The sequence below is a fragment of the Streptomyces sp. NBC_00654 genome (genome assembly GCF_026341775.1).
Classification (GTDB): Bacteria; Actinomycetota; Actinomycetes; order Streptomycetales; family Streptomycetaceae; genus Streptomyces.
On sequence record NZ_JAPEOB010000001.1, the window covers coordinates 579,903 to 592,714 of the forward strand.

Sequence of the window (12,812 nt, forward strand, 5' to 3'; positions counted from 1 at the left end):
CCTCGTCGCCGTGGGCGTGGCCAAGGTGCCGTCCGTGCCCGACGACGCCGTGGCCTCGATCATCGCCGCGGTGTCCGCGCTGCCCGCCGGGCCGCGCGGGCGGGCGGTTCAGCTCGCCGTCGGGCTCAGGGCGGCCGCGCGTGCCGTGAACGAGCGGCGAGGGCTGGCCAAGGTGGGCGTGCTGCGCATCGGGGGAGCCGCGGCGGACTCGGTGCGTCCGCTCTTCGGCTGGCCGTCGGACCTGCGGGACGCCGTCTGCGCCGGGTACGCCAACGTGGACGGCGGCAGCGTCCTCGGCCCGCACGGTGGCATGCCCCTCGACCGGGAGGCGGTGGCCCGGTTCGGTGCCCGGCTCGCCGGTCGTGCCGAGGCGTTCGCGGTGTGCGGGATCTTCTCACCGGCCGACGCCGGCCAGGAGCGGGAGGCCGCCGAGATCCTCCAGGCCGAGGCGGGCCCCTCCGTACCGGTCCTGCTCTCCGGCGAGGTCGGCACCCTCGGCCTCCTCGAAAGGGAGAACGCCACCGTCCTGTACGCCGCGCTGCGCGACCTCGTGGTCCGTATCGCCGACGAACTGACCGCCGCGCTGCCCCTGCTGGGACTGGCCCCCGGCGCCTCGGTCCTGGTCACCCGGCACGACGGCACGCTGATGAGCCTGGACTATCTGCGCCGCTATCCGGGGCTGAGCCTGGGCAGCGGTCCTGCCTGCACCCTTCGCGGCGCCGGACTGCTGGCGGGGGTGAGCGAGGCGGTGGTCGCCGACATCGGCGGCAGGCGGGCGCGCGTCGGTGTGCTGACCGGCGGCTATCCGCGCGAGGCGGGCGCCGGGGAGCGCATCGGAGGGGTGCCGGTCAGCATCCGGATTCCCGATCTGCTGACCGTCGGCCTGCCACCGGCGGGCGCGCCGCGACAGGGCCTGCCCCCGGAGCCGGGGGCGGGGCCGGACCCCGGACCGCTTTCGCCGGCCCGTATCGCCGCACACCGTGAACTCGCCGAGGCGGTGGACCGGATGCAGCCCGCGGCGGGGCGCCTCCCCGTACTTCTGGTGGGCGGCGGCGCGAGTACGGTACCGGCCACCGCGCTGGCCGGGTTCGACGTCGTACGCCCCGAACACGGTGGTGTGGCAGGCGCGTTCGGGGCAGCCGCCAGCCCGGTCGGCGGACACCACGAACGCGTCGTGCCACCCGGCCCCGGCTTCCCCGCCCGCCTCGCGGCGGCCCGCGACGAGGTACGGGAACTGGCGCGCGCCTCCGCCGTTCGGGCCGGGGCAGATCCCCGCCGGGTCCGTACCGCGCTGGAACCGGACATCTCGGTCCCGTACCTCCCGGGTGCCACCCTGCTCCGGGCGAGGGCGGCGGGACCACCGCTACCGCTGTAACCGGGACCCGGACCACACAGCCCCCTTCGCTCACCGCCCCTCACCGCGCCTCGCCCCCACCTCCGCCCTCCCGTTCGGGCAGCCCGCCGCCGCGCTGCCTCTCCCCGCCGTGCCCGCTCACTCCTCAAGGACGTCCCCATGACCCACTCGCAAGCCGCCACCCCGCCCGGCACACCAGGAGCGTCCGGCACACCAGCAGCGCCCGGCACACCGGGCGCTCCAGGCCTCCGTGAAGCAGCCGACGTTCCCGGCGGGACCGACGAGGACTACCCACTGGAGCGGGTCCCCAAGGCGGCCCGCTACTCGTGGTTCAACGTGGCTGTGCAGCGGTTCGGCCAGCTCTCCGACCTCACCCAGTTCCTGCTCGGCGCCACGCTCGGCGCCGGCCTCTCGTTCTGGGGTGCCTTCTGGGCGTTCACCCTGGGCTCGGTGATCCTGGAGATCGTCTGCATCTTCGTGGGCATCGCCGGAATGCGGGAGGGACTGTCGACGTCGATGCTGGTCCGCTGGACCGGATTCGGCCGTTACGGTTCCACGCTCATCGGTCTGGTCATCGCGGTCAGCCTGTTCGGCTGGTTCGGCGTGCAGACCGCTGTCTTCGCCGCCGGGCTGCACTCCCTGGTGCCCTCGGTCGCCCTCTGGGCCTGGTGCCTGATCTGCGGCCTGGCCGTCACCGCCCTCGTCCTGCGCGGATTCCGGGCCATGGGCTGGACGGCCTTCGTGACCGTTCCGGCCTTCCTCGGCCTGGCCGGCTGGGCGATGAGCGTCGAGATATCCCGGCATTCCTTCGGGGACCTGATCTCCGCACAGCCGTTCGGCGCGGGTATCTCCATCGCCACAGGCGCCACGATCGTGGCGGGTTCGTACATCGTCGGCGCCGTCACCACCCCCGACATGACCCGCTTCAACCGCAACACCGGCGACGTCGTCAAGCAGACCGTCATCGGCATCTCGCTCGGTGAATACGTCCTCGGTCTCGCGGGTGTGCTGCTCGCCTACGCGGTCAAGTCCTCCGACCTGATCGCGATCATCACCGCGTCCTCCGGAGTGGTGGGCGTGATCGTCCTGGTCTCCGCCACCGTGAAGATCAACAACTGGAACCTGTACTCGTCCACGTTGGGCCTGGTCAGCGCGGTGGAGTCGCTCTTCAAGATCCGCCTCGGCCGGGTGGGCACGACGGTCGTCATCGGGGTGCTCGGCTCGCTCGCCGCCGCCGCCGGAATCCTGGAGAGGTTCACGGACTTCCTCACGATCCTCGGTGTCCTCACCCCGCCCGTCGCCGGGATCATGGTCGCCGAGTACTTCATCGTGAAGCGCTGGCGCCCGCAGCTCGATGCCTCGCGGGCCCTCGGCCGGCTCCCGGAGACCGAGCCGAGCTGGGTGCCGGCCACCATGGCCCTGTGGGCGGTCGCCTCCCTCGTCGGCTGGCTCGGCGACCACTACCAGGTCGGCGGCATCCCGGCCCTGAACTCCCTGTTGCTGGCGGGAGTCGGCTACGTCGTTCTCGGCAGGCTCGGGCTGGTGCGCGCCGCCCGCGAACTGCCCTTCACCCAGCCCGACCGGCCCGCCGCCGCAGTGGAGATCGAGGCCGAGGCGAGGGCAGAGGCCGAGGCGAAGGCGAAGGCGAGGGCAAGGGCGGCGACGGGCGCGGCGGCGCAGCCGACCCCCTGAGCCGCGTACGGCGCCTGAGCCCCGTACATCCCCTGAGCCCCGTACGAGCGGGCGGGGCTGTGCGACCGGAAACCACCCACACAGCCCCGGGACCCCCGGACAACCGGGAACCACCCACACAGACCTGAACCTCACCCCACCCCTCCCGTACGAGCCAACCCCCGTACGAGGCACCCCCGTACGAGCCAACTCCCTTACGAGCCACCCGCGTACGAACTCGAGAGACGGACACTCCCCATGCGTATCGGTATCGACGTCGGAGGTACCAACACCGACGCCGCCCTCCTCAGGGACGACGGCCGGGTCATCGCCGCCGCCAAGTCCCCCACGACGTCCGACATCACCTCCGGTGTGACCGCGGCGATCCGTGCCCTGAATCCGCCCATCGAGGCCATCACCGCGGTGATGATCGGCACGACGCACTTCCTGAACGCGCTCATCGAGGGCGCCCGGCTGGCACCCGTCGCCGCGGTACGGCTCGGACTGCCCGCGACCGCCGCGCTGCCGCCGATGGTCGACTGGCCCGAGCGGCAGCGGCAGGCCGTGGGCGGTCACGGCTATCTGTGCCACGGCGGGCGCGAGTTCGACGGCCGGCCGCTCTCTCCCCTCGATCCCGAGGAACTGCGGCGGACCGCCGCCGACATCGCCGCGCGCGGCATCACCTCCGTGGCGATCTCGTCCGTCTTCTCGCCCGTCGCCGAGGAGGACGAGCGGCGGGCCGCACAGATACTCGCCGGCGAACTCGGCGACGGCGTGCACTTCTCGCTCAGCCACGAACTGGGCCGCATCGGGCTGCTGGCCCGCGAGAACGCGACGATCATCAACGCCGGGCTGCGCGACCTGGCCACCGTCATCGTGGAGTCGTTCGGCAAGGCGCTCGCCGAGGTGTCCATCACCGCGCCGTTCTTCCTCTCGCAGAACGACGGCACCCTGATGGACGTCGACTTCGCCCGTACGTACCCGGTGGCCACCTTCGCCTCGGGGCCCACCAACTCGATGCGAGGCGCCGCCCATCTCTCCGGGCTCGGGGACTGCGCGGTCGTCGATGTCGGCGGCACGACGTCCGACGTCGGCATCCTCGTCGGCGGCTTTCCCCGGGAGGCGGCGGGTGAGAGCGAGGCAGCCGGAATCCGCACCAACTTCCGTATCCCCGACGTGCTCTCCCTCGGCATCGGCGGCGGGTCCCACGTATCGGAGGACGGCGAGACCGGGCCCCGATCGGTCGGCTACCGGCTCACCGAGGAGGCCCTGGTCTTCGGCGGTACGAGACTGACGGCCACGGACCTCGCGGTGGCCGCGGGCCGCGCCGAGGTGGGCGACGCCGCCCTGGTCGCGCACCTGGACCGGGACTTCGCCGAACGCGCCCTGGACCGGATCGCCCAGCGCCTCGCGGAGACCGTCGACCGGATGCGCACCTCCGCCGCCCCGCTGCCCGTGGTCGCGGTCGGCGGTGGCTCGATCCTGGTGCCCGGGGCCCTGCCCGGCTTCGACGATGTGCGCAGGCCCGGTCACTTCGACGTGGCCAACGCGGTCGGCGCCGCCATCGCCCAGGTGGGCGGCGAGGTCGACCGGGTCTTCCAGGTCCCCGAGGGCCGCCGGGACCAGGTACTCGCCCAGGCCCGCGAGGAGGCCGAGGGCCGGGCCCTGGACGCCGGGGCCCGGCAGGGCACCGTGCGCATCGTCGACCTGGAGGAGGTGCCGCTCGCCTATCTGCCCGGCGGCGCCACCCGGATCAGGGTCAAGGCGGTCGGCGATCTGGACCTGACCCGTATCACCGAGGCAGCACACACCGCCGTGAACGGCACGGCCCGCACCACCGGAGCAGCGGCACATGCGTGAGATCACCCTGGACAACCTGGAAGACATCGCCCGGGGCGCCGGGATCCTCGGTACGGGCGGGGGCGGCGACCCCTACATCGGCATGCTGCTCGCCCGCGAGGCCATCCGCAGGCACGGACCCGTCCGCGTCGTCGACTTCGACGAGGTGGCACCCGACGCCACGGTCGTACCGATCTCGGGCATGGGGGCGCCGACCGTCCTTCTGGAGCGGGTGCCCAACGGCGGCGAGGAGCTGGCCGCCCTGCGCGCCCTGGAGAAGTACATCGGGCGCCCCGCCACGCACATCGCCCCGATCGAGATCGGCGGGGTCAACTCCATGCTGCCGATCGCCTGCGCCGCCGAGGCGGGGCTGCCGATCGTGGACGGGGACGCGATGGGACGGGCGTTCCCGGAGGCCCAGATGGTGCTGCCCGGACTGATCGGGGTCCGCAACACCCCGATGGCGATCTCCGACGACAAGGGCAACAGCATCATCGTCGAAGCCGTCGACAACCACGCGGCCGAACGCATCGCCCGCGCGGTCTGCGTCGAGCTCGGCTGTCAGATCTCCAGCGCGGACACGGTCCTGCGGGGCGACCAGCTGGCGGCGGGCCTGGTCCCGGCGACCCTGACACTGGCCGAGGACCTGGGCGCCGCCGTACGGGAGGCCCGCGCTGCACACACCGACCCGGTGGCCGCGGCCCGGAACCTGCTGTCCGGCACCCACCTGCTGACCGGCAAGGTGATCGACGTCAGCCGGCGCACCGAGGGCGGCTTCGCCCGCGGCCGGGCCCGCGTCGAGGGCGTCGGCACGGACGCGGGCCGGACGCTGGAGCTGGACTTCCAGAACGAGCACCTGCTCGCCACCAGGGACGGCGAGACGGTGGCCACGACCCCGGACCTGATCTGCGTGCTGGACACCGATTCCGGTGATCCGGTCACCACGGAGGGCCTGCGTTACGGGCTGCGCATCAGCGTGCTGGCCGCACCGTGCGACCCGCGCTGGACCAGCCCCGGGGGCCTGGAACTCGCGGGGCCGCGCTACTTCGGGTACGAGACCGACTACGTGCCCTTCCGCACGGCCTGAGCACCACGGTCCGGAACGCTGTGACCGTGAACTTCCGGGAGTTCCCCCGATCCAGCCCGGGGCCCGGGGCCACGGTCACAGCGTCCCGGTCACAGCAGCACCGGCGGTGGTCCGGGCCCCGGGCCCGGGGCTGGGACTCTGGGGCCGGGGCCCGGGGTCACGGCCGCAGCGCTCCCGGGCGCAGGGCTTCCGGCCGCAGCGGCACGGGCAGTGGTCCGGGCAGTGGTCCGGGCCCCCCGGGCCCGGGTTCAGGCGGAGGCCTTGTCCTCGTCGCGTGAGAGCGCGGGGGTCTCGGTCGCCGGGCTCCCGTGGGCCACGGTCTCGTCGGCCGGGTTCCCGTCGGCCGGGCTTTCGTTCGCCGGGGCTTCGGGGACGAGGCCGAGCTCCAGGTCGCGGGCGGCCTCGGCCTCACGCCGGAGGAGCCGGAACCACATGAAGAGCACGAAGCCCGCGAAGACGAACCACTCACCTGTGTAACCGAGGTTCTGGAAGGCCTTCAGGTCGAGCCCGCTGCCCTGCGGCGCGGCGGCGGGGACCGGCTTCATCGCGCCGCCCGTACCGCCGGCCTCCGCCTCGGGGAGCGTCACCCAGGCGTCGTACACGTCGTACGGGACGAGGTTCACCAGCGACGCGGCGCTGATGATGCCCAGCTGACCGTCGGGGAGCCCGCCCTCGGAGTTGACGCCGTCGCTGTTCATGTTCTCGGAGGCCTGGAGGTCACCGGTCACGGTGACCTCGCCCTTGGGCGCGGCCGGAACGGCGGTGCGTCCCGCGGTGCCGGGCAGCCAGCCGCGTACGACGGGCAGGGCCTTGCCGCTGTCGGTCCGCAGCATGTTCAGGACGTAGAAGCCGTTACGGTCGTCCAACTCGCGGCCGGGGACCAGGAACTGGTCGGCGTACGTACCGGATGCGACAGCTGGACGGCCGGACGTCACCTTGTCGACGGGCAGCAGCGAGTCGAGCGGCTTGGCGGTCCGTGTGCTGGGGTCGGGCTGCTTCTCGGCCTGCTCGTGCGTCTGCACGCGGTCCTCGAAACGGCCGAGCTGCCAGGTGCCCATGAACACACAGAACGGGATGGCCAGCACGACGAACAGGTTGATCCCCCACCATCGCGGGGTCAGCAGGAACCGGTACACCCCTCCACGGTACGGTCCCCGCCCCGGCCGCCCGGAGCGGGGTACACCATTTATCCGTCCCTTACGCGTCCCCGGGGGCGGCGACGGGCGGCCGCGACGTTGACGTCACACGCCGACCGGACCGCCCGGAGCCCGCCGCGGGCCTCGGCCCCGGACCACCGCGAGTCCCGCCCCGGCCCCCGCTGTCCGCTTTGGCCCGGGTCGCCCCCGGCCCGCCGCGGGCCTCGGCCCCCAGGCCTCAGGCCGTTGCCGCCGGGGGATCCGCCAGGTGTTTCAGCGCGAAGTCGAGCTCCAGCCGGACCTGCTTGATCCGCTCCTCCACGACGAGCGAGCCGTGCCCGGCGTCGTACCGGTACACCTCGTGCACCGCGCCACGCGCCTTGAGGCGGTCCACATAGTTCTCCACCTGACGGATGGGGCAGCGCGGATCGTTGACGCCCGCCGAGATGTAGACGGGGGCGCGTACCGAGTCGACGTACGTCAGGGGGGACGAGGCCTCGAAGCGCTCCGGGACCTCCTCGGGCGTGCCGCCCAGCAGCGTGCGGTCCATCGCCTTCAGGGCCTCCATCTCGTCGTGGTAGGCCGTGACGTAGTCGGCGACGGGCACGGCGGCCAGTCCGAGGGCCCATGACTCGGGCTGTGTGCCGAGGCCGAGCAGCGTCAGATAGCCGCCCCACGAGCCACCGGCCAGGATCAGCCGCTGCGGGTCCGCGAGCCCGGACTTCACCGACCAGTCCCGTACGGCCGCGATGTCCTCCAGCTCGATCAGACCGACCCGGTGCTTGAGCGCGTCCGTCCAGGCGCGGCCGTAGCCGGTCGAACCGCGGTAGTTGACCCGTACGACCGCGAAGCCGTGGTCCACCCAGGCGGCCGGGCCGGAGGCGAAGGCATCGCTGTCGTGCCAGGTCGGGCCGCCGTGGATCTCGAAGACGGTGGGGAACGGGCCGTCACCGGTCGCGGGCCGCTGCACGAGGGCGTGGATACGGCCGCCGGGGCCGTCCACCCACGCGTCCTCGACCGGCACCGAGGCGGGGGCCTTGGCACCGGGCGGATCGAGGACCACGGAACCGGAGGTGGAACGGACGGCCGGCGGCTGCGCGGCCGACGACCAGAGATACTCCACGGTGCCGTCCGGGCGGGCGGTCGCGCCCGAGACCGTACCCGCGGGGGTCTCGACCCTGACCGGCCCGTCGGCGCCCGGCTCGTACCGCCACAGCTCGCTGCGCGCCTCGAAGCTGTGCTCGACCAGCAACGCGGAACCGTCCGGATACCACTCGGCGCCCACGTCGCCCGGCAACTCGATGGGGAGGGCGGTCTCGGTGCCCGCGACCGGGTCCCAGATCATCGGCTCCCAGCGGCCCCTGCGCTGATGGCCGACGAGCAGCCGGGAGTCACCGGCCACCGGTGCGAAGCCCAGCACCGCGAGGCCCAGCTCCTTGGTGCCGCCCTCGGTGTCGTCCAGCTCGGCGACCACGGAACCGTCCGGGCGCACGACGCGCAGCGCGGAGTGCATCGCGTCACCGTGCTCCGTGTGCTCCAGGGCGATCAGCGTGCCGTCGTGGGAGAGGTCCCCGACCCCGGCGGACTCCCGGTGCCGGTAGATCTCGGTGGGCTCCTCCCGCGGGCGTACGAGATGGACGGTCGTGCCGTCCTCGTCGGTGGAGCGGCCGATCACGGCGGTCCCGTCCCGCCCGATGGCGAGGCCGGCCGGATAGGAGGGCTCCAGACCGGGAGCCGCCGGTTCGTCCTCGTCGCCGGTGAAGGGCTGCCGCATCCACACACCGAACTCGTCGCCGTCGGTGTCGTTGAACCACCAGATGGCCTCGCCGTCGGGGGTCAGCACCCCGTCGGTCGTCCCGTTCGGCCGGTCGGTCGCCCGCCGCTGCTCCCCACTCGTCCGGTCCCAGGCGTACAGCTCGTACGTGCCGGTGGCGTTGGAGACGAACAGTGAGCGCTCAGGGGCGTCCTCGGCCCAGTCGGGAAGGGAAACCCGGGGCGCGCGGAACCGCTGCTCCCACTCCGGTGCGGACGAGGCGTTCTGTGTATCGCTCATGCCACCATCCAACCCGATCGGACGCACGAGCGGGCAGCCTGTGGATAACCACTCGCACCACCCCCAGCCTGTGGGTAACTTTCCGCTCATGTACTCACCGACCCCGGACGACTGGCATGACACCAACCGCGCGCGCTGGGACGAGCGCGTGGCGATCCACGAGGCGAGCGACTACTACGGCCTGGACGCGTTCCGGGCGGGCAAGGACGCCCTTCGCGAGTTCGAGCTCGCCGAGGTCGGCGATGTCACCGGCAAGTCCCTGCTGCACCTCCAGTGCCACATCGGGCTCGACACCCTGTCCTGGGCCCGGCACGGCGCCGCGCATGTCGTCGGTCTCGACTTCTCCGAGCCCGCCGTGGAGGCCGCCCGTTCTCTCGCCCGGTCGCTGGGCCTCGCCCCGGACCGGGCGGCGTTCGTCGCCGCTGACGTGTACGACGCGAAGGAAGCCGTCCCCGACTCCTCGTACGACATCGTCTATACCGGCGTGGGCGCGCTGAACTGGCTGCCCGACATCGGGCGCTGGGCGGAGACCGCGGCCTCGCTCGTCGCCCCCGGCGGCTTCCTCTACGTCTCCGAATTCCATCCGCTGGCCGACACGCTGGACGACTCGACGGGGTCGACGGTCATGTACGACTACTTCAGCCGCGAGGCGTGGGTGGACGAGACGCCCGGAACGTACGCGGACCTCGATGCCCCGACCGTCCACAACCGCAGCGTCGAGTGGCAGCATCCGGTGGGCACGGTGGTCTCGGCGCTGGCGGCGGCCGGGCTGCGGATCGAGTTCCTGCACGAGCACGACGTCTCGCTGGTCGCCCGCTTCGGCTCGCTGGAGCGCCACCCGGACGGTCACTACCGCTTCCCCGCGGACTGGCCACGGATTCCGCTGATGTATTCGATCAAGGCATCGCGCCAGGTCAGCGGCTGAACGATGGCAGTTCTCGGCCGATTGTCAGTGGTGGGGGCCACACTCGGTCCATGACGGACACGACTGACATGACAGGCAGGGCGGGCGGGGCAGCCGGGATGGTGGGGACGGGCCGTGGTGCCACCGGCGCCGAACTGCGTGCGGTGGTGCGGACGTACTGGACCGCGGCGGACGCCCGCGACTGGGACGCCTTGGCGGCGACCCTTGCCGACGAGGTGGTGTACGACCTGCCGCAGAGCCGTGAGCGCATCCGGGGCAAGGAACGGTACGTCCGGTTCAACCAGGAGTGTCCGGGGGGCCGGCGCATCCGGATCGAGCGGATCGTGGCCGACGGCGAGGGCCGGCAGGCCGCCGCGCGGACGCATGTCACCGCGGACGGCGAGGAACTGCGGGCGATTCACTTCTTCACGTTCGACGCGCAGGGGCGGATCACGGAGATGACGGACTTCTGGCCCGAGTCGTACGAGCCCCCGGCGGGCCGGGAGCATCTGATCGAGCGCTACTGAGCACAGCACATAGCGCGGAGCACAGCACATAGCGCAGAGCAGGGCACAGAACGCAGCGCACGGAGGGCTGACCGACAGGCACCTGAGCCATGGGCACTGAGCACCGGCCTCCGAGCCGGAGCGGGCCCTGGAACAGCAGCCGGAGCACGGCCCCGGAGCACGGCCCCGGAGCACGGCCCCGGAGCACGGGGCCTACTCGGCGGGGACCGGTCCGGCGCGGTCCCAGCCGGGGGCGCGGACGTCCACGGTGAGGGCGGTCGTCGCGACCTCCTCGCCGCAGGTACGGCAGATCCAGACGGCATCGAGATCGTGCGGGTGGGTGTGCGGGCTCGCCGCCCCCCGCTCGCCCGCGGGCTCGTGCACCACTACGACCGGCGGCTCCTCGTTCACCCACCGGTCCCCCCAGTCCAGCAGCGCCCGGATCACCGGCGCGAGGTCCCGGCCCGATGCGGTCAGGTGGTACTCGTAGCGCGGCGGCCGCTCGTTGTACGGCCGGCGCTCGACCACTCCGGCCTGCTCCAGTGCGCGAAGGCGGGCGGCGATCCGGTCCCGGGGCGCACCGGTGTTCCGGGCGATCGCCTCGAACCGGTGGTTGCCGAAGAAGATCTCGCGCACCGCGAGCAGCGCCCATTTCTCGCCCACCACATGGAGTGCGGCGGCAGCGGAACAGGGCCGTCCGGGCAGCGTGACGGCGAGGGGTTCTGGGTTCGTCGAAGCGTTCATCCCTACTAGGTTGCCATCTCAAACTCACTGGCGCTAGCTTGCCGTCATGACAGTTGGAAAATCAAACTCACTCGTGCCGCCCGAACTCGCCCCGCCTGCCGTCCCCTCCCCGGATCCGGTGCGGTCGCGCGCCGCCGTGTGGATCATCGCGGCGGGTGTCTTCGTCGTGAACCTCGATCTGTTCATCGTCAACGTCGCCGTGCCCGCGCTCGGCGACTCCTTCGGCGGCAGCTCGCTCGCCTCGCTGTCCTGGGTGCTCAACGCGTACGCGATCGTCTTCGCCGCGCTGCTGGTCGTCGCCGGACGGCTCGCCGACCGCTACGGCCACCGGCGGGGCTTCCTGCTGGGCCTGGCGGTCTTCACCGTCGCCTCCGCGCTCTGCGCCCTCGCCCCCGATGTCGGCTGGCTGGTCGCCGCCCGGGTCCTCCAGGCGGCGGGGGCCGCCGCCCTGATGCCGACCTCGCTCGCGCTGCTCCTCGTCAACACGCCGCCGCAACGCCGCCCGCAGGCCATCCGGAGCTGGGCCGCGATCGGCGGGGTGGCGGCCGGGCTCGGCCCGGTCGTCGGGGGCGTGCTGGTGGAGGCCGACTGGCGCTGGGTGTTCCTGGTCAACGTCCCGGTAGGGGTGGTCGGTGTGGTGGCCGGTGCCCGCCTGCTGCCCGACGCGCGCCCGGACCGCGAGGGCCGCCTGCCGGACCTGGCGGGTGCCGCGCTGCTCACGCTCGCGATCGGGTCCCTGGCGCTCGGGCTGGTCAAGGCGGAGGACTGGGGCTGGAGTTCGCCGGTGACCCTCGGCTCGCTCCTCGCGGCGGCCGTGCTCGCCGCGGGCTTCGTCCTGCGCTCGGCCCGGCATCCGGCACCGATCGTCGAACTGCCCATGCTGCGTACGCCGGCGTTCGCGGCGGCCACCCTGGCGTCCCTGCTCTTCACGGTGGCGTTCGCGGCGATGCTGCTCACCTCGGTGCTCTGGTGCCAGCAGGTGTGGGGGTACTCGGCGATCCGTACCGGACTGGCCATCGCCCCGGGCCCGCTCGTCGTGCCGCTGCTGGCGGTCGCCTCCGGCCCGGTCGTCCGCCGCTTCGGCGCCGGCCGCACCGCCGCGCTCGGCTGCTTCCTGTTCGGCGTCGGCATGGCCTGGTGGGCCCTGCGGCTCGGTACGGAGCCGGGTTACGCGACCGGGTTCCTGCCCGGCATGCTCATCACCGGCATCGGGGTGGGCCTCGCGCTGACCACCCTGGTCGGCGCGGCGGCCGCCGCCCTGCCGCCCACCCGCTTCGCGACCGGATCGGCCGTCACGACCATGGCCCGCCAGACGGGTTCGGTGCTGGGGGTCGCGCTGATGGTCACGCTGCTCGGGGCGCCCGCCGCACCCGACGCGGCACTGGAGGTGTTCCGGGACGGCTGGTGGGCTGCCGCGGCCATCGCCGTACTGGCCGCCGGGGCGGCCCTGGCGCTGCCCCGCCCGACCGCGGCACCGGACGCCGCCTGAGCCGACGCCGCCTGAGCGGACGCGGCGAC

10 protein-coding genes are annotated in these 12,812 nt (G+C 72.9%); 7 read left to right on the plus strand and 3 right to left on the minus strand.

Features of this window, described 5'->3' with window-relative positions; translation table 11 throughout:
* Window positions 1-16 precede the first annotated feature (16 nt).
* The 4 genes from OHA98_RS02620 (at window position 17) to OHA98_RS02635 (ending at window position 5,951) form a co-directional block, all read left to right on the plus strand.
* Window positions 17-1,375, plus strand: coding sequence for a hydantoinase/oxoprolinase family protein (locus OHA98_RS02620; RefSeq protein ID WP_323179596.1), 1,359 nt, complete (start codon window positions 17-19; stop codon window positions 1,373-1,375).
* A gap of 138 nt (window positions 1,376-1,513) precedes the next feature.
* Window positions 1,514-3,046: a cytosine permease gene (locus OHA98_RS02625; protein ID WP_266922474.1), complete on the plus strand. Its 1,533-nt coding sequence runs from the start codon at window positions 1,514-1,516 to the stop codon at window positions 3,044-3,046.
* Between the two features lie 237 nt (window positions 3,047-3,283).
* Window positions 3,284-4,885 (plus strand): hydantoinase/oxoprolinase family protein, encoded by a 1,602-nt coding sequence (locus OHA98_RS02630; RefSeq protein WP_266922475.1) that lies wholly within the window; start codon window positions 3,284-3,286, stop codon window positions 4,883-4,885.
* Window positions 4,878-5,951: a DUF917 domain-containing protein gene (locus tag OHA98_RS02635; protein WP_266922476.1), complete on the plus strand. Its 1,074-nt coding sequence runs from the start codon at window positions 4,878-4,880 to the stop codon at window positions 5,949-5,951. The genes OHA98_RS02630 and OHA98_RS02635 overlap by 8 nt, the downstream gene beginning before the upstream one ends.
* Before the next feature lie 248 nt (window positions 5,952-6,199).
* Here OHA98_RS02635 and OHA98_RS02640 read toward each other — a convergent pair whose 3' ends face one another.
* The gene (locus tag OHA98_RS02640) at window positions 6,200-7,087 is read right to left on the minus strand and encodes an SURF1 family protein (RefSeq protein ID WP_266922477.1); all 888 of its coding nucleotides are present in this window, start codon (window positions 7,085-7,087) and stop codon (window positions 6,200-6,202) included.
* Window positions 7,088-7,325: 238 nt separating this feature from the next.
* Window positions 7,326-9,140: a prolyl oligopeptidase family serine peptidase gene (locus tag OHA98_RS02645; RefSeq protein WP_266922478.1), complete on the minus strand. Its 1,815-nt coding sequence runs from the start codon at window positions 9,138-9,140 to the stop codon at window positions 7,326-7,328.
* An 88-nt stretch (window positions 9,141-9,228) separates the two neighbouring features.
* On the opposite strand from OHA98_RS02645, the gene OHA98_RS02650 reads away from it, so the two are divergent.
* Together OHA98_RS02650 and OHA98_RS02655 are read left to right on the plus strand one after the other, a co-directional pair.
* Window positions 9,229-10,065: a bifunctional 2-polyprenyl-6-hydroxyphenol methylase/3-demethylubiquinol 3-O-methyltransferase UbiG gene (locus OHA98_RS02650; RefSeq protein WP_266922479.1), complete on the plus strand. Its 837-nt coding sequence runs from the start codon at window positions 9,229-9,231 to the stop codon at window positions 10,063-10,065.
* Between the two features lie 98 nt (window positions 10,066-10,163).
* The gene (locus OHA98_RS02655; protein ID WP_266927667.1) at window positions 10,164-10,571 is read left to right on the plus strand and encodes a nuclear transport factor 2 family protein; all 408 of its coding nucleotides are present in this window, start codon (window positions 10,164-10,166) and stop codon (window positions 10,569-10,571) included.
* Window positions 10,572-10,763: 192 nt separating this feature from the next.
* On the opposite strand, the gene OHA98_RS02660 is transcribed toward OHA98_RS02655, so the two are convergent.
* Window positions 10,764-11,294, minus strand: a complete 531-nt coding sequence (locus tag OHA98_RS02660) for a helix-turn-helix domain-containing protein (protein ID WP_266922480.1) — start codon at window positions 11,292-11,294, stop codon at window positions 10,764-10,766.
* 46 nt (window positions 11,295-11,340) lie between these two features.
* Between OHA98_RS02660 and OHA98_RS02665 the strand changes: the two genes are divergently transcribed.
* Complete coding sequence (locus tag OHA98_RS02665; protein ID WP_266922481.1) at window positions 11,341-12,783, plus strand: MFS transporter; 1,443 nt, start codon at window positions 11,341-11,343, stop codon at window positions 12,781-12,783.
* Window positions 12,784-12,812 lie beyond the last annotated feature (29 nt).